The 19,637-nt window shown below is 72.2% G+C and carries 3 protein-coding genes (1 of these 3 only partly in view); all 3 read left to right on the plus strand.

Features of this window, described 5'->3' with window-relative positions:
* Window positions 1-16,143, plus strand: the end of a protein-coding gene (locus IE260_RS11395; protein ID WP_189870586.1) for a hypothetical protein. It extends 18,867 nt beyond the left edge of the window; 16,143 of the gene's 35,010 nt are visible here — the last part of the coding sequence; its start codon lies beyond the left edge, outside the window; its stop codon occupies window positions 16,141-16,143.
* A 965-nt stretch (window positions 16,144-17,108) separates the two neighbouring features.
* A complete protein-coding gene (locus IE260_RS11400; protein ID WP_189870588.1) occupies window positions 17,109-17,759 on the plus strand; it encodes a type VII secretion system-associated protein in 651 nt (216 codons plus the stop codon).
* 325 nt (window positions 17,760-18,084) lie between these two features.
* The gene (locus IE260_RS11405; protein ID WP_189870590.1) at window positions 18,085-19,623 is read left to right on the plus strand and encodes an amino acid adenylation domain-containing protein; all 1,539 of its coding nucleotides are present in this window, start codon (window positions 18,085-18,087) and stop codon (window positions 19,621-19,623) included.
* The last annotated feature ends 14 nt before the right edge of the window (window positions 19,624-19,637 follow it).

A 19,637-nucleotide genomic window follows, 5' to 3' on the forward strand; every position in this document is an offset into this window, starting at 1 on the left:
GGGGGGACGGTGCGTCCGTCGGCTGTCGGGGCGCCTGTCCAGGTGGTGGACCCCGAACTGGCGCGACTGGCGGAGGCGCTGTCGGCGTATCACGCGGCCGTGGCCGAACAGGACGCCGCGTCGCAGGCACGGGACAGGAAGGCCCAAGCCCGCCGGCAGGCGGCCGGGAACGCCCTGGACGCGGCCGTGCGGGCGCTGCGCGCGCTGGGCTTGGACCCCGGGACGCGGGTCGGCCGGTTCCCGGCGGACGTGGTGGCGGACCTCGTTGCACGGCTCGATGTGCCCGCGGGCAACGCCGAGGCGCTGCTGACCAGGGCGAGCGGCTTCCTGCGCGCGCCTATGACGCTGGACCGGGGCCCGGTGGCCGAGGCGCTGCGGCAGACCTTCCGCGAGAGGCTGAGCGACGTCGCCCACGCCCTGCACACGCGAGGCGCGGAGGCCGCTCGCCGACTGGCCGGGGAACTGGCCGGGCCGGACACGCGCCCGTTCCCGGTCGGCGCGGGACCCTCCACGTCGAAGGCGGGCGCGGCGGACCAGGACGTGCCGGCAGGTCCGAGCAACCAGGCGGGAACGCTCGTCCGCGCCGAGGAACTGGAGCAGTGGCTCATGGAGCCACGCCCGGCGGAGCCCAGAAGCCTGCTCGTCGCCCTGGACGGGCTTCGTTCCGACGACGCGCAGACCGAGCGGCAGCCGCGAACAGGACCCGAGACGGTGACCGGGGCCGACGTCCAGGACCACGTGCGCGCCCGGACCGAGGACCTGCACCAGCAGGCTCTGGAGCCTCAGCCGGCGGACCAGGAAGCGCCGCTCGCCGAGGACCCCCGGGAGCGGCTGCCGGAACAGCAGCAGATACGGCGCAGCGCGGCCCCCGAGGTCCGGACGGCCGTCGGTACGGCCGGCGTCCCCCACGAACTCAGCGACCCGGTGGGTACGTACGGGGCCGTGTTCGACGGCTCCCAGGGCACCGTCAACCTCGGACCTGTCCCCGAGGCGACGGTCGACTGGCTGCACCGGACGGTGAGCGAGCAGCTGGAGGGGAGCACCGGGCGGGACGAGAGCCTGCGCGGGCAGATCCGTGCCAGGCTGACCGCCGCGTACCTCACCAACGAGTGGACCGATGTGCGCAGCGAGAGCGGGCTGTCCCTGCACGTGGTCCACCGCGGAAGTCCGCGCACGGTCCAAGTGCGGCTGCGGCTGACCGACCCCCGGCCCGCGCCGGCGTTGCTCAACGGACTGGCCGAGGGCGTGCCGAACCGGGTGCAGCGCTGGGGAGCGGGGTACTCGGAGGCCGGGAACACCGCCAGTACGGCCGATCTGCGAACGTTCCAGTTGAACCACAGCCACGTGTGGCAGCCGACGGCCGGCGCGCTGCGCCAGGTGGCGGTACAGCCCCAGGTGAACCTGGTGCGCAACCAGCTCTCGACGCAAGTGAGCGCCGTGGGCGGGGCGCAGACGCTGTCGATCGTCACCGTCCTCGGTGGGGCAGTGCCCTACGAGTACCGCATGCGCTGGCAGCTCAGGACCGACGCCGGGACACAGCGTGCCGACTGGACGCCCGAGCGGGAGAGCTCGGACCGGGACAGGATCGCCGTCTGGTTCCCGGCACACCTGACCCGCATCGGGTCCACCGACAGCGTCCAGGACACCACAGCGACACCTGGTGGCGAGGCGGCGGTGGCTGGGCGAGCGGCCGCCGAACCGCAACACGCCCCACTGCGGGCGGCGGTGCACGACACGCCGCTGTTCGCCGTGGAGTCGGTGCTGCACCCGGAGCGGGTCCTGCACGATGTGGAACGGTCTTTCGCCCCCCATCTGGACAGGGTGTCGGGGTCCTCCCGACAGGATCTCCGGCGGTTCTTCGGTTCCCGCAACCTGCGCGACGCCCTTCCGCGGATGCTGGACGGATGGCACAGCTCGCCGATGCTCCTGGCCGACGACGGCTCGGCGCTGGGCTACCTGCGGGTCCACGCTGTCCTCACCGACGACGGTGAGCAGGCGGGACCGACGGCTCCCGAGGCGGACCTGATGCACATGGTGGTGCGTGCCGTCCGGGTCACTGGGCAGTCGACCGTCACCAACGCCGCGGGCGCCGACCTGAGTGTCATGCTCGGGTTCTCGGGCCCGCAGGACGAGTCCGCCGCCTCTCTGGCCGGCGGCGCGGTGACACTGAATGCCGGTGTGCGCAGACAGGTTTCGTACGGGTTCGGGTCCGGGGGCGAGGTCACCAGGTCGCAGGCGCTGCAGTGGGGCGGGCCGCTGTTTCAGGTGCTGGGCCGGGTCGCACTGGAGATGGAACTGGTCCGGTCGAACGACGGTGTCGTCCTCCCCGCCGAGGGTTCGTCGGACGGCGCCGGAGAACGCAGCCGGGTGACCTACCCGGTGATGTTCCAGGTACCGTCCCGGGCCGCGCTGGAGGGCACACGGGCAGCCGCGCCGCGCCGACTGCCGTCCGAGATGGAGCGACTGCGTTCCTTGGGCGTGTCGACGACGACGCTGCGCGTGGATGGGGCCGAGCGACTGTTCGCGATGGCCGAGCGGTGGCTCCGCGAGCACGGGTTCCTGCCGCCCAGGACGGGCGGTGGCGGCTGGACCGGCCAGGCCACCCGGGCCCGGTGGCTGTCCAACGCCCGCGCCCTGGACGACGCACGTTCCGCCCACGTGCTGCGGGCCGCGGCGGACGAGATGGTCGACGGCGGCCACTCGGTGTGGTTCGAGCTGCCCGGCACGGCGGACGTCCAGCGGGTCGAAGTGCGCCTGTCGGCCGAACGCCGCGGCACCGGGCCTGTCACTGCCGTCCGGGCGCTGCCCGGCATGCGGGTCAACAACTGGTCCGGATTCACCCGTTCAGGCGAGGAACAGCGCACGGCGACCCCCCTGGGCTGGTCGGTGAACGGGCTGGCGCAGATGAGCAGTCCCCTGGAGCGCCACGGCGACCTGCCGTTGCAGGGCGTCGCAGGGGAGTACACCCACAACGGGGCGACCACCACCACCACCGGCAGCGGTTCGCTGGTCGGCCAGGAGAAGTACACGGCCACCTCAGCGGACGACGGGCTGCAGGTCTTCGACGTTCCGGTCCGCCTGCGTCTCGACGTGTTGTGGAGCCACGGCCCGGCGCCCCGTCCCGTCCTCACCGATGGCACTCTCACCCTGGCGGTGCCGACCTACCGCACCGAGGCCGTGCTCGGTCCGGACGGCTCGGACGTGGCCCGTTCGGACGCGGACGCCGCGGCTGCGAAGGCTTTGGGCGCGGACCCATCGGACCCGGGCACGACCGGCTCGGACGTGGCCGACGGCCGGACCGTCGTGGAGATGACCGAGGAGGAACTGACGCGGCTGCTGGACGCCGTGACCACCGACACGCTGCCGCGGCTGCCCGAGACCGCATTCGTGGAGCGGGTCGAGGGCGGCGACGCCCTGGTCCGGGCGGTGGGCCGGCTGCTGGGTGCGGCCCCCTCCGGGACGAGCGCCGAGGAGGTGCTCGACCTGTCCGCGCCGCACGCCGGGCAGAACGTGGCACAGCGGGCCGGGACCGACGAGGACCCCGTCGCGCCCTGGGCGTCGGCCGACAAGCCGGATCCGCTGCAGCGGGCCTACCGCGCGGCCACCGGCGCATGGCGATGGACGACGCGCTCGGCGGTGGGCGGTTCCCTCACCGACCCGGACAGCATGGCGCAGCAGGTCCTGCGCGCCGCGCTCTCCTCGAACCAGCTCACCGCCAACGCCCTGGCCGTCTTCGGTGACGGATTCGTGCTGGAGGGCGCCGGCAGCTTCGGGCTGCTCTCGGGCACGGACGTGTCGGTGGAGGTCAGCGGCCAGTTGATCGAGGTGCGCCGGCTTGACGCCCCTGGCCCCATGACTCTGCAGACCTGGCTCTACACTGCGGACACCTCGTCCGTCACCCGGACGGTGAGCAACGGACAGCAGGGCGGCCTGACTGTCGCCGGCGCCTACGAGCCGCGGATCTCCCTCTTCCCGAGCGGACGCTACGCGTACGGCACGGGCACCTCGGCCAGCACGACCGTGGCGGACAACGCCGCAGACGTACGGGTCACCACCTACGACGACACCCGGCTCCAGCGATTCGCCGCTACCGTCGCCTTCCGGGTGACGGTCCGCCAGGGGCGGCGAAACGCGGTGTCCGCAACCGTGGCCGCAGGCCCCCACTCGGTGCGAACCGCCGGCATCCGTGTACCGGACGGCGTGGAATTCCTGATCCCGGAGAGTGAGCTGTCGAAGCACCCGGTGCTGGCGGCCGTCGCCCGAGTCGACCGGCCCGCCCCGGCCAGGACGCTGCCGCTGCCCCAGTGGTACCGGGCGACCGGCCAGCTCGGGCACGCCGCCGTCACCGAGGTGACATCGGCCGGTCCGCGCGGTGATTTCCGCCGACGCGTCCTCGATGCCGTCGAGGGCGCGGCCCCCGGGGCGACCGTGCCGGGACACGCCACATACCTGCCCGGAGTCGCGGCCTGGATCGCCGACCGCACGTCCTCGGCGGGGCTGCGCACGCTGGTCGGCTCGGGCCCCGGCGGGCGGATGGCGACCCACTTCGTGCACCGGAGCTGGCTGGGCCCGCAATTGGTGGAGGTGATGCTGACGGCGCGTCCGGCCCCGGGCACAGACCTGGACGCCCTGCGCGGCGTCGTCGTCGAGGACACCGGGCGGCTGTCCCACTCCGCCGCCCACGGCGGCGGGCGGGAGGGGAATCTTCCGGTACCGGGCGCGGCGGCGCACAGCATCTCGCACACCCGCGGCCACGAACTGGACGCCATGCCCGTGCTGCAATACCGCGGCCAGCGCCTGCAGAACACCTTCGCACTGACCACCGAGCGAGCGGTGGGCGCCACCGTGACGTCGGTGCGCGAGAACCGGTCCTGGCAGCATTCCGGTGATCTGGTCGAGTTCGAGGTTCCGTACCGGTACACCGCCACGGTACGCACCACCCTGCTGACCGGCACCGCTGCGGGACGGCTGATGGAGGCCGTCGGCAGCACTCTGGGCGGGACCCGTGTGCGGGATCCGGAGGCGTCCGCCGACGCGACGGTGACCATACGGTTCGACCGCGCCGACCTGTCCGCCGAGCCCGGTGACGTGGTGCCGCTGGTGGCACCCGCTGTCTTCGAGAGTGACCCCGCCGAGCGGACCACGCCGCCCCAGGGCGCGGTCGGGATCGGCATGGACGGCCTGACACCCGCCCTGCGCGCCGCCCTGGCCGGTGAGGACTGGATACCTGCCCGGCCCTTCGCGCTGTACGCCTTCGACGCCGCCGAGCAGCTCGCGCAGGCTCTGCGCGATGTCGACCCGGCGCTCGCCGGACCGGGCCGGATGCACACCTCGCTGTCGTATGAGGCCCTGTTGATCCGGCTCGCCCGGCTGGTGCGGCCGGGACACGGTGACGCCGGTCGGCTTCTCGACTCCCACGGGGTGGGCCGCCTCCTGGGGCGGACCGGTGCCCACGCCACCACCTCCGTACGGTTGAGGCTGCTGCCGCGGGAGATCCTCGCCGGTGGCCCCACTGCCCTGGACGACGTCCGGGTGGCCAACGACGCGTCCGGCGCGAGCGCCACGACCACGGTCACCCCCGCGGTCAGCAGCCGCTACACCGCGTCCCTGAGGCGCGACGAGGCCGACCGCGTACGCCTCACGGTGCCGCATGCTCAGAACCGTTCGGGTCAGGGGCAGTCCGGCACCACCGAGAACTACCGGCGTGACTACCTGAAGTACGGCGTGCCGGCCCCGGCCGGCCAGGTCGGCCCGACCCCCGGTCACCTGGTCCGTGCGCTGGCCGTGCTGCGGGTCGAGGGACCGGACGGCACGCGCTGGGTCCTCGGCTCCATGGTCCTGCGCACCCTCGGTGATCCGCCCGTCCCGGCCGGCCCGGTCAGGGAGAAGGCTCCGCGGCAGGACCTGGAAGAGGCCCTGGAACCGGATGCGGAGGAGATGCGACGGCTGGGCGAACGGCTCGGGGTCACCTCGGACGACCTGCGAGCCGTGCTCACCACCGCCGGCGGGTATCTGTCCGCCCCGCTGGAGATCGGGTCGGAGCCGGAGCTGGAGGCGCGACGCGCGGCCCGGCGCGACGCACTCGCCCGGATCGCCGAGGCTCTCCACCACCAGGGACCCGGTGCCGCCAGGGAACTCGCCGACCGGCTGGCCGCCGGCAATCCCGCCCTGCGGGCGGCGGGTCCGAAGCTGCCCGGCGGCGCGCCCAAGAAGCGGGCGGCGGACCGGTCCGCCGCCGGCCAGGTCCAGGACGGACCGAGTACCCAGGCCGTCGAGCCTGCCGCGCCGGCACAGCTCACCCCTGCAGTCCGGTCCCAGATCGAAGCGGTGGCGCGTGCCGCCGGGCGGACCGCCCAGGAGAAGACCTGGCTGCGCGGCCAACTGCTCGACGCGGCCAGGCACTCGGGCTGGCACGACCAGTGGCCGGTCCGGCCGCTGAGCGAGCTGCTGCTCACCGACAGCCGCTGGAGCGAGGACACGCACCGCGCCGCGGTGTCCAGGATGCTTCAGCCCGACGCCTTTCACCTGGTCGAGCGGGCGGTAGGCAACGCATGGCTGGCCCAGTACCTCTTCTCCCACGAGGACATGCCGGAGGTGCTCGCCACCTCGCCGGTCGTGCTGAACCACCTGGAGGAACTGCCGGACCGGGCGAACCCCCAGGCCCTGGCCTTCTCACGGCACCCCGAGTTCCTGGCCGCCCTGGTGGCGCGGTCCTCGTCGGGCCGGCGGGAACTGGTCGAGGCGGTCGAGAGCGGGGTGAAGTGGGCCAAACAGCTCTTCCTGCTCCCCGCGCTGCCGTTCCGGACCAGGTCGCAGACCGACCTGATCCGTGCCCTCATGCTGCTGACGATCAAGTCCCTCCCCGTGCTCGCCGAACGCGTACCGGAGATCGCCGACGCGCTGCGCAGGGCCGACAGCCCGATACCTCGCGCCCTGGCCATTTCGTCCGAGGGTGCCCTGATGGCGGGGCTCTTGAGAGCCACCAGAGGTGGCTCCTTCGTCACACCGATCGACGTCCGCGGGCTCTTCGCCCACCAGGAACTGCGCGCCGCCCTGCGTACCCACGCCGATCAGGCGTACGCGCTCCTTGAAGTGCCCGGTCTGCTGGACCTGGCGATGAAAGACGTTTCGGTACTGGATGTGCTGGCAGGCAGTCCGGACCTCATCGACCTCCTGCCGGACGTTCCCGGCTTCGGCGCCCGGATCGCCGTGTCCAGGGACCTGCTCGGCGCGGCCGCAGGCAATCCGGCGGTGGCCGCTGTGCTCTCCCACGACCCGCACGCCTTCGACAGCGTGCCCGACGACCGTCTTGCCCAGGCCCTGGCACAGGCCGTTCCCCCGCCACGGCGGACGGTGGGACAGGCGCGGGGCGACTCGCTGCTGGACAGGCTGCGCGCGGGCGACGCCGCCCTGGACCAGGCCCTCACCGACCCGGAACTCGTGGCCGTACTGGAAGGGCAGGAAGGGCTGACGGCGGTCCTCGGAAACACCGCACGGCTGCTGCGCCGACCTCATGAGTACCGCCGTCTGCTGCAGCCGCAGAACGCGCCCCTGCGGGCCCGGCTGGCCAGCGGAGAGGTCCCGGCCCTGGTGGCGCCCGGTGTGCTGCGGACGGTGCTGCGCCATCCCTCGCTGGAGACGGAGATCCTCGGTCCGGGCGCCGCCCCGGCCGCCTCACGCGTGGCGGAGATCATCCGCCGAAGCCCCGCGCTCGAAGAGGCGCTGTACCGCAACCCGGCCGTGGCGCACGCCGTCGCGACGATTCCGGCGGTCCTGCTCCTGGTCGACGCCCTGGACGATCTGGCGTCACGGCTGGTGACCGACGACCGTCTGATCGGCTTCTTGCGTGTGAGCGGCGCCGAGGTGATGCTGCAGCGTCTCAAGGACGCGAAGCACGAGGTCGCGGACGCGATCGTGGAAAACGGCAACGCGCTGCTGGCGCTGTTCACCAAAAACCCCAAGGCACTGACGGCTCTGACGCACCGCGATCAACTGACCAACCTGCGCACCCACCCCGGCCTGGTGCGGGAACTGGCAGCCCGGCCCGGCCTGCCGTTCGCCGTCAGTCACTGGGAGCGCCTCTACGACGACACCGCTCTGCTCGACGCGCTCGAACCCGCCAGTCCGGAGCGAGAGCTGTTGCTGGCCGCGCCCGAGGCTCTCGCGGAGGCCGTGGCCCGTGCCGGCTTCGCCAGGGCACTGACCGACGGGAGTCTTCACGACGTCCTCGCCCAGGTCGCCGGGACGAGGAGAAACGCGAGCAGGGCGAAGAAGGGCCGTGGGTGGATCAACGACCTGCTGAAGGCCGTGCAGAGCAGCGGCCCGCCGGTGCTGTCGCCGGAGGGCATCGAGCTCCGGGAGAACGACGACTGGCTGGCAGGTCTGTTCGCCCTCCCCGAGCGGGAGGCCGAACAGCAGATCCGGGCCCGGTTCGAGACCGAGGGGGGCTCCGAATCACCGGCGGCCCTCGAACGGCTGCTGACCGTCAACCGGGAAACGCGCAGCGTGCCGAGGCTGCTGGAACTGGCGCGCTCCCGGCAGGCGCTGGGTGCCGCCCTCCACCACAATGCCGAACTGCTGGAGACGCTGCGGACCCGGCGTGCCCTGCTGGAACTGGTCGCCGACCCGAGCGATGTCAGCCTGTCGCTGATCCACGACGATCCCGAGCTGACCCGCGCGCTGCGCACCAACGACTACTTCCATCGGCTCTTCGTCACCAACCCCGACACCCGGCTGTGGCTCGTCAACGCTCCTGACGCGATCGCCGGTTACATAGCCAACCCGCAGCTCAGCCGGCTCATCATGTACCGCGAGGAGGTCGCGGGACGGATGAGCCGCCCCAGTGACCGCGTTCTCATGAGGGACAGCGAGGACGTCGCCCGTGTCCTCGCCGACGGAGGTCGGGTCGCCGACGTGCTGCTGGCGGAGCCGGGACTGCGTCACATCATGTCCCAGGTCATGACGCAGCCCCGGGGTAAGGAGACGGTGCTCGCCGCGGTGAGCAGCCTGCCCCTGCTGCAGGCCCTGGCGAAGCGGCCCCAGCGGCTGGGACTGATCGCCTCCCTGCCGGGGATGGCCGAGGCCCTGGCCGCCAGGCCGGATCTGCTGGCCACGGAAGCCGCCTACCTGAAGCTGCTCGAACACCGTCCTCTGCTCGGTCTGCTCGCCTCGAGACCCGCGCAGGTGCCGGTGGTGCTCGCAGACACCGCCCTGGTGGAGACCGCGATGGCCGCCCCTGTGCTGGTGGCGGCCCTCGAGGCGGACGAGGGCACCGCACGGCTGCTGGCGCGGCGCCCCGCGGTGCACCGCCTGCTGCGCGAGTACCCCGAGGTGGCAGAGAGATTGGGCAACAGCGGGCGTTCGCTGCGCACCGCCCTTGAGTCGGTACGCGGGCTGCCCGAGGCGATGACGGACCAGCCGCGGATCTGGCGGGAGCTGCGCCAGGCACCGTGGCTGGTGGACGCGCTGCTGCGCAGCCACCACCTGCTGAAGGAGGCGCGTGCGGACAGCGTGCTGTGGCGTGCGGCGCGGGCCGACCGGGTGCTGGCCGCAGCACTGACAGCTCAGCTCGTACGACGGCTGGCCGACCGCGAGGCCCTGCTGACGCTGCTGGCTCGCCGGGCGGGACAGGCTTCCGGACCCGGGGCCGCGGACCTCCGGCGGTTGCTGTCGAACACCGCACTGACCAGCTTCCTGGACGACGAACCCTGGTTCGCCGAGCGTTTCCTGGCCACCCCGGCCTGGTGGGCGTACGCACTGCGCGACACCGACTTCACCGGCGCGTTGCGAGAGCTGGCCCGCTCCGGCCGCCTGCGGGACCTGGCCGAGGCCGCCCCGGAGGAGCCGTTGCTGGACGCTTTGTCCCGGAGCGGCGGGCCCGCGCGCGGCGCGGCGACAGCGACTGCGGCATCGAACCGGGCGCCGCAGGACACCGGCCGGGAGGCGCGCTTTGACACGTCCGCACGCAGGGCGGCGCCCCGACCCACGCAGGGCTCCGTCTGGGCGCAGGCGCTCGCCTCGGTGCCGGAGACGGGCGAACTGCTGCTGAGCCCCGCGGGCGCGGCGCTGGCCGGTGCGCTGGGCGCCAACCCCGAACTGCTGCCGCTGCTGCTCGGCGCGCCGACGGTGGTGGAGGACGTCAGGCAGGACCCCGCCCTGTGGCGCGACTACACCTTCGGCCCCTTCCTGGGAACTCCCGAGGCCACACTGGAAGACTTCGAGGGTGACTTCCACCGCTGGCTCGACACCATGGGCGTGGCCCTGGAGGGGGACTACCACGGCCGGGTCACCGACGCGGCACGCGCGGTATGGACACGGGCGCGCGCGGAACGCGAGGCCCACCGGGCGGAGGAGGCCGTACGGGTCGCGGAGCGGCTGACGGCCTTCGCCCCGCACCTGACCGAGACCTGGGAGTTCAGCGGTCGCCTGGTCTACGCCGGCCATGTACGGCCGGAGTGGCTGCCGGATGAACAGCTCCGGGTACTGCGGGAGGTGGCGACGGGGGACCGCCGGCCGCGCGAGAGTGAGGTGCGGGCCAACCGGGCACTGCATGTACACCTGGACGGTGGCAGCGGTGGCGCCTCGCTGGCGTACGTCCTGGCCCCGGACGGCCTGGTGGACACGCTCGTCTACGCGCTCAGCACGTCCCGGCAGGGCAACAAGTACCAGTGGGACGGCCACGGCGGACGGTACGTGGACGGCCCGCTGGATCTCGACGCGGTGCACAACCACCCGGCCCTGGTGGCCTCCACGGAGCTGGCCCGGGACGCGGCGCGGCAGGCCGGTGCGCAGCCGGCGCGCGTCCCGGGTGCCAAGGGCAAGGGGAAAGGCAGGAAGGGAACCGCCCCGCTTGCTCCCGCCCTGTCGGTAGCCTCGGTGCCGCCACTGGTGGTGGACCCGGAACTGACGCGCCTCGCTGACGCGCTGACGAATTACCACATGGCCCTGAGCGAGCTGTACGCCGCACGGCAGGCACGCAACGCCACACGCGTCCTGGGCAACACGCGCGGCCGACTGCAACAGGCACAACGGGCACTGCGCGACATGGGCCTCGACCCCGGCGCGCGGCCCTCCACGGACGGGCTGCAGGAGGGCCTGGCGACGCTGAACATGAGCGCGTCCGAAGACCCGCGGGACAATGGGCTCCCTGCCGCGGACCAGGCGGCCCCCACCGCCGTCCGCGACGCCGATGAGACGCGGTTCCGGAGCCGGCCGTCTCCCGGGCCCGCGAGCACCGTGTCGCTGCACGACCTCGACGGCCGGGTACTGCTCGACGGCGCGGGATGGCCGGTAGGCATCGACCTCGTACCGACCAGGGAGCGCAGGCCGCGGCAGGTACGCGAGAGTGAGAGGCGCTCCATCTGGCGCCTCGACTTCGATCCCGGCGTCCCACCGACGTCCGCACCAGCGATCGTCCTGTACCAGCGGGGTGAACCGGTCCGGGTGTCACTCCGCGCATTCGCGGACCTGGTCGCCCATAACCTGACGGGCCAACAGTCGGTGTGGCTGGTCGCCAACCACGGCGCCAGGTACGGCCTCGACCTCGCCCGGGCCGTGGCCGACCGGACGGGCGTCCGGGTGTACTCCAACAGCGGCCAGGTAGACCTGGTCGAGACCGCGTACGGGGATCTGAGGATCATGCCGGTCGGCTACCCGCAGGACGGTCTGCCGCACGGGCACTGGGTGTACGTCGACCCGTCCGGGGAGCGCGCCCCGGACGGCACGGAGCAGGACACGGACGCGGACGAGACCGGGCGGGAGAACTACGTCAGATCCGTCAGCGGCGAGGAGTTCCACTTCCGTTCTCTGCTGTTGACGCCGCTCGCCGACCCCGGGGGCCGACTGATCGGCCACATGTCGATGCCCGACTATCAGGTCATGGAGTTCGAGGCGGCCTTCATGGCACTGCCGCGGCAGACCGGATTCCAGGTGTGGTCGGCCGACGAGGTGGACTACGGCCTCAGCGGGCCGACCCCCTGGGCGGGAGGCCGGGGAGAGCGGCACTTCCTGGCCTTCCACGGCCACGAGAACACACCCCACGCCATCCTGCGTACCCGTGACGGCCGGAACGTGACATTCGACGGCGAGCAGACGGCGGCCCTGCTGCGCCGCAGGGCCAGCTTTCGGGCGTTCCGGCAGAAGGCGGCGGGCCGCGCGGACAGCTCCGTGATCACCGCGGTCTGTTACGCCGGGCGTTCCGCCGGCATCGCCCCGACGCCGTACATCAGGCATCTGGCGGAGGGCCTGGGCCTGCCGGTCACGGGCCCTACCGGCAAACTCCTGATCGGCTCCGACCTGTTGGCCATCGTGCCGTCCGACGGCCTGTCCGGCTGGCGCACCGTGCGGCCGGGTGAACCGGACATGACGTTCGAGGGGTACGAAGGGCTCGGCGTGCCCCCTGTGGCGCCGCGGTCCCCTGGAGGGGGCACGCTGCTGGGGCTGAGCAATTCCACGCCGCAGCAGAACGCGCCCGTCACCGGATCGCCGGGAGCCGTCGACGCCAGGGCGCTGCTCGACGGCACGGGACGGATCGTCGGCATCGATCTCGCGCCGCCGGCCGACCTCAGGCCGCGGCAGGTCAGGGTGGAGGGCCTGGGCGTTTGGCGGCTGGTCTTCGACCCCGGTGCCGCACCGGAGTTCGTCCCCTCGGTCATCGTGTACCGGGAGGGTCGGCCGCTCCGGGTGACGCTCGGCGCGTTCGCGGAACTGGTCGCGGAGAGCGGCTTCGTCGCCAACCCGGTGGCCCTGGTCACAGCCCACGGCGCCAGGTACGGCCTCGACCTCGCCAGGGCCGTGGCAGACCGGACGGGCGTCCGGGTATACACGCACAGCGGCCGGGCCGACCTGGCCGAGACCGGGTTCGGCGACCTGAGGATCGACCTGGCCGACGAGCAGGACGGCATGCCACGCGGCCACTGGATGTACGTGGACCCGGCCGGGGAGCAAGCGCCCGACGAGCCGGAATCCGCCGCGGCCGAGAGCGGTCCCGAGAACTACGTGGCAACGACCACCGGTGAGAGGCTTCACGTCCGTTCCCTGCTGCTGACGCCGTTCGCCGACGCCGAAGGCCGACTGATCGGCCACATGTCTCTGCCCGACACCGTCGTCAGGGAGGCCGAGGGCGCCTTCCAGTCCCTGCCGCAGAGCCAGCGGTTCGAGGTGCAGTCGGAGGAGGGTGACAGCTACGGCCTCGACGACAGGAACCCATGGGGCGAGGGCCGGGGCCCGCGGCACTTCGTGGTCGTCCACGGCGCGCAGGAGTCACCTCAGGCGCAGATGTGGACCCGGGACGGCCGCTCCGTGTGGCTCGACGGCGAGCAAGTGGCAAAGGTGCTGCGCCGCAGGGCCAGCTTCCGGGCGTTCCGGCGGCGAACAGCGGACCACACGGACGCCGCCGTGATCGCCGCCACCTGCTTCGCGGCTCGCTCTCGGGCCGCCCACCCGACGATGTACATCCGGCGCATGGCGGACCGTCTGGGCCTGCCGGTCGCGGGACCGACAGGGGAGTTCAGGGTTGGTTTCTCCCAGACGTTCATGGTCCCGTCCGACGGTCTGGCCGGCTGGCGGACCGCGCGGCCGGGTGACCCGGACACCGCGTTCGACGGCCATGAGGGGCTCGGTGCGCCTCCCACCACCTCGTTGACCGGCGAACGCCCCGATGAGGCGGCGTCCGGGAGGCCTGTGGTCGCCCTCTCCGCGGCGGAGCGTGATGCCCGGCTGGACGGCGAGATGCTGGAGCCGCGCCCGCCCGCGACGGCGCCGGACCTGGACGGTCTCCTCGCCGCGCCCAGCCCCCGGAGCCGGACGGACGATGCGACCGAGGCGGACACCGCCCCCGCACCCGCCCAGACGGCGGTGCCCCACGGCCGAGTCGATTCCGGCGGGACGGACACTGCCGCTCCCGGCCGAGTCGAGCCCGCCACTACCGACACCACCGCTCCGGCCCGGTCGGCCCCCGCCGCCCCGCAGGCCCCATCGGCGACTGCCGCGGCCGACCCGACCACAGCGGTGTTCGAGCAGGCCGTGGGGGCGTACCACCACCGCGCCCCGGAGGCACTGGCCGCCGCCCGCGCGGCCGTGACCAGGCTGCACGAGGTGCTGCGTACGGCTTACCCGGAATACGGCGAGGAAGCACTGGCCGCGTCCTTCTTCACCACCGACCCGACGAGCGCGGGCCAGACCGGCCTGGCGGACGCCGGCGCCTCCAACCGAAACCGGCTGGAGGAGCTGCTCGCCGACGGCACCGTGCGCGAGCTGATGACCGCGTTCTTCAACGCGGTGGCAGGCAAGGCCCTGTTCGAGGCGGACGAAACGGTCCCGAGCCTGACCGGCGTACTGAAGGCGGTGCTCACCCCGGCGGACGGCGGCCCGGTGTCCGAGGCCGGCATGGCCCTGGCCGACCGGCTCGGCCTCGACCGGCCGGCGCTGGAGGCGTACGCGGCGTTCGTGCGCGGCGGGGCGAGGGCCTCCCTCCAGGAACGTACGGCCGCCGACCCGCGGACACGTGCGCAGGTGTACCTGTTCTCGCCGGACGACCCGTTCGCGCTGGGCAGCCTGGCCGCCCACCGGGCCACGGGCGACTACCCGAAGGACGCCATGGAGATCGTGCACAGCCAGGCATCCCGGATCCCCCGCCCCGCAGCACACCGGGCCACCGGAGCGCACAAGAAGACGCCCCGCGACTACACCTACCTGGACGCGTCGCTGAGCGGCCGGGAGCGAACCTTCCTGGCCCGCCACGAAAGGCCGCTGTCTCTGGTGGGCTTCGCCGTGCAGGAGATACCGCTCGACACGCTGGAGTTCGACCCCGCCACCGGAGAACCGGTACTCGCCGACGTCCTGGCCCGCGACGAAGTGCTCACGGTGGAGGTGCAGCGGAGCAGGCCCGTCGCACCGGCCGGGCAGAAACACGACGCCTCGGGCACGGCCACCGGTCCTGTCGAGCGTGTCTTCGCCGTCGTGCGGTCCCCTCGGACCGTCTCCGACCTGCGGGCCGGTGACCTCACTCCGGACGGTGAACAGGGACCGGAACTTCCGCTGAGCTGGGTGGAGGGCATCGCCTATTTCGACCTGGACGACCAGTCGCCCTGGTACCGGCGGTGGCACGACGAACACGGCATGCCCCTCGTCGCCGGCATCTCGGCCACCACCCTGCGTCTGCTGCGTGCCTTCCAGTGGCTGAACGTGCCGGACGCCACCGCCACCGACTTCCGCCGGGCACTCCTCGGCTGGATGCTGCCCGGCCAGGACCACTCGCTGTTCGAAATCATGCGTGCCTCCCGACTGGCCGACGTGGCCACACCCGAAGAGGCGTGGGCGGTTGACGGCGACGTCCACGAGCTGTACGCCCTGCCCGGCCTCGTACCGCCACACCTCGTACCGCCCGGCGGTCGGCACCAGGTCCAGGACCGGGAAGACGACGCGGACGTGGCGCCGGCGGTGGACTACCGCACGGTCGACCCCGAAGACCGCGACTACGTGGTGGAGAGCCGGCCCGGCGAACTCCTGTGGCGTTTCTCGGGCAGGGAACCGGAGGAGGTGTTCCGGCACGGGTTCCAGGCGGACGACCCGTCGGCGCTGGTGACCCTGGACACCACCCGCGAGCGCGGCAACCGCTACATGGGCGCTCGGTTCCGTTACGAGATCGCGGCGGCTGTCGACCCCGAACCGGCCGGAGTGGATGTCAACGCCACGCTCGTTCGGGCGGAGGGCACCCCTGGATTCCGAGAGGACGAGCGGGAGACCACGTTCACCGGACGGATCGCCCCGGAGGCGATCGTCCAGGTCTACGACCATTCCTACGGCCGGACCGGTACCTGGGACGCCCAGGCGCGGCAGATCGTTTGGACCCGGGATGACACCGCCGCGACGGCTACCGCCCGGGGGGCGGCGGATGTGGGCCCCGGCCTGCCCGAGCACGAGGAGACACTGGCTGCGGAGCCGGGGACGGACGGGGCCACCGTCGCCGGTGACGAGGCCGTCGTCGGCGACGGCGACCCGCACGTCCGAGACGCCCCTGGAGCATTCGGGCTCACCTCGGTGGAGGACGGGGCGACATCCCCTGTGCGCGAGCTCCGGTCCTCGCCGCGGTACTCCGCCGTTCCGGCTACCGGGACACGCAGCCGGATCCACACCCGCGCTTAGCCGGCGTGCGGCGGACACCGACCGACGTCCGTCGAAGCTGCCCTGCACCCTGTGGCTCTGGTACATCGCCGCAGGCGAGTCGGGGGCGCACGCAGGCCGTGCGGTCAAGGAGAGTCGAGGTTGTGCCGGTACGTCGCGTCGACCAACTCCGGACCGATGATCCTCATCAGCATGAGGTGACTGCGCGCAGCAGGCGGCTGACCGTGTGGTGTTCATGGACGGCGGGGACATACCGCGGATCGCCCCGCCCGCGAGCGTCTGCACGGAGTACAACCCGTCTTCCGTCGTCATCGACCGCCGTGGCGCCCACCGATTGGTCCCAGTCCGAGCAGCAGTGGGAGGCGCCACCGCAGCTCCGCGTCCTGGAGATGACCCCAGGCAGCCTCACCCGACCGTGCACGGTGGGTGGCGGACCGCGCGGCCCGCAGACCTCGAGGCCGTTCGTCTTCCAGGCCGAGGGCAACCGGCTGCTCCTCGCGCACCGACGGTCACGGCGGCGTCCGCCGAGGCGTACCGGGGCCACACCGCGCTCGGGGCCTCCGGGGCAGATGAAGTGTCACAGGGGGCAGGAGAAAGGCGCTGACCTGTTGGCCCACCGTGCCGGAAAGGCAGGATGACGATCCTGACAGAAATCCCACAGGCACGGGGGCGACGGTTCAGGACGAGACCGACCTCCTCGACCAGACGTCTGCCTCGGACGATACCTCCTCCCTCACCGAAGGGAAGAAGGCCGCCAAGGAGCTGGTCGTCGCGGTGCCGGCGAGTGAGTCGGGAGTCGGGCGAGCCCCGCGGAGCGAGGATGCCGAGCGCGTGTCGGAGTGAGGACCTGGCCGTCCTCGGTCACACCCCATGCTGTGCCCGCCGGCCGGCCTGTGCCCGGGCGGACCGCCCGCCGTGAGTAAGAGAAAGCACTCCGCCGTACGCCGGACCCCACCGGGCCGATCGACCGAGTACGGAGTGACTCCATGAGCGACAGTACGACCGCCGGCGGCGTTTCCCCGGCCGCGGCGGGCGGCGCCACCACCGCCGACAAGCCCGTCGTGCCCGAGCCGCCGGAGGACATCGAGCAGGCCGCCCGGCAGGCTCCCGACCACTGGGTCGGCATGGTCGACCCCGCCTGGAACAGTGATGCGGCCCCGCCCGCCTGGGCGGTCGTCGGCCAGTGGCGCTCCGACGGGACAGGGGAGATCGTCGAGTGGCAGAGCAATGAACAGTACCGTCCCTCGCCCGCGGCGCTCGGCTGGAACCCGCCCACGGACCCCGTCGACGAAGCTGTCCAGCGGGCCGCCACCGGTTACGGCCCGGCCGACGAGGTGACGCGTACGCTCGCCGGGGCCGAGCTGGCCGTGCTGACCCGGCCGGACGGCGGTGTGGTCACCGGGGCGACCCCCGACGGGACCGCAGTGGTCCCCGTCTTCACCGCGCAGCCTCATCTGGACACGGCCGGAGCGCTGGCCTCGGAGATCATCTCGTGCCGGGACCTCTTGGTCCGGCTCCCCGCCGGGCATGCGCTGTATCCGAATCCGGCCGGACCGGCGCCCACGACCGTGCGGACCGAGACCCTGCTTGCCGCCCTGGACCGCGCCCAGGGGCCGTCGATCGCTGAGAGAAGCTGAACCTCGACGGACAGCGACGGAGGCCATATACTTAACATGTAGGTAGGAGAGCGGGCGGGATCCACAGGTGCCGCCGCCTGTTTGCAACGCATGGATACCCGAACCGTCGCTTATCCGCGTGTGGGGTATCTACGCGCGTCGATGCCGCCTGCATGCCGGTATGAGGTGCCTTTTTGCAGTCGTAATGCCTCGTCGGCCCACGGCTTGCCGGTTACGCCTGAATGCTCGACAGTGCGCCAGGAGTGTATGGCGTCCAAGTGTTCCGCACGCTCACGTTCCTGTACCGCATACATAACGGTTATCTAGGAGAGGTGGTTACCACCCCGTGTCCACTCCATTACCGAACAGCTCCGTCATGTACTGCCTCTTCTCCGGCCGTGCGGCAGCACATCCCGACAACGTGGCGGTGCGCGACGACCGTACGTCCCTGACCTACCGCGAGCTGGCGTGCCGGGTGGACGTACTCGCCGCCGCGCTTCGTGAGCACTGTGTCGAGCCGGGCGCACGCATAGGCCTCTTCCTGGGCCGTACCGTGGACGTCGTCACGGCCGTGCTGGCGGTGACCGCGGCCGGTCACACCTATGTGCCGCTCGATCCGGCATACCCGCCGGAACGAGTACGTTTCATGGCGGCTGACAGCCGGGTGGAGGCGGTGCTGTCCGACAGGGACGTGCCCGAAGAGGTGGCCTTTGCGGCCCCCCTGCGCCTGGACGAGGTCGACTGGTCGCGGCAGGTGCCCCGGCAGCCGGCCGCCGATGTCGATCCTGAGGCGGTTGCGTACGTCATCTACACGTCGGGGTCGACGGGGCGGCCCAAGGGCGTGGAGATCAGCCGGCGCAGCGTAGTGGCGATGGTGCAAGCGATGAGCCGTCGGTACGACTTCACGGACCGGGATGTGTGGACCCTGGTCCACTCCTCCTCCTTCGACTTCTCGGTGTGGGAGATGTGGGGCGCCCTCGCCACCGGCGGCACCCTCGTGGTGGTGCCCTCGGACACGGTGCTCTCACCGCGCGCCAGTGCCGAACTGCTGGCACGTGAGCGGGTGACCGTGATGAACATCGTGCCGTCGGTGTTCCGTTACCTGGCCGCTGCCGCCCGGGAGCTGCCCGATCCGCCGGTCACCGTGCGGCGGATCGTCTTCGGGGGCGAGGCCGTCGATGTGGGGGACATCCGTTCCTGGCGACGGTCGGTGAGCACGGACTGCGCGTTCACCAATACCTACGGCATCACGGAGACCACGGTGTTCGTGAGTACCCGGGACCTGACCGACGACGAACTGGACACCGAGACGGACGACCGTGAGTTCGCCACCGCTCTCGGCGAGCCTCTGGACGGCTGGGAGATCCACGTCCTCGACGAGGACGGCCGACCGGTGGCGACTGGGGGAACGGGGGAGATCTGGGTCGCCGGCGAGGGCGTCGCGATCGGCTACACCGGCCGGCCCGAACTGACCGCGGAGCGCTTCCGGGGCCTGAGCCTGCGGGACGGCGCCCCCGTCCGCTGCTACCGCAGCGGCGACCTGGCGGTCAAAAACGGCGACGGCACCCTCTGCTACGCGGGCCGGGCCGACGACCAGGTCAAGATCAACGGTTTCCGTATCGAGCCGGGAGAGATCGAGTCGGTGCTACGGCAGATACCCGGCGTCCGCGACCTGGCGGTGGTCCGTGTCCGCAGCAGGATCGGCAGCGACGTCCTCATCGCCTACTACGCCACGCACACCGGTTCCGCCCCGCACGAGCTGGCCGAACAGGCCAGAGCCCTGCTGCCCCGGCACATGACGCCCAGCCGCTTCGTCCAGCTGGAGGCCCTGCCCCTCACCGTGTCGGGCAAGACCGACCGACAAGCCCTCGCGGCGCGATCATGACAACCGGACGAAGG

The organism is Streptomyces viridiviolaceus (assembly GCF_014650995.1).
Classification (GTDB): Bacteria; Actinomycetota; Actinomycetes; order Streptomycetales; family Streptomycetaceae; genus Streptomyces; species Streptomyces viridiviolaceus.

Excerpts from the sequence above, each read along its gene's own strand:
- IE260_RS11400 (WP_189870588.1), top strand. The coding sequence starts at position 17,109 with ATGAGCGACAGTACGACCGCCGGCGGCGTTTCCCCGGCCGCGGCGGGC.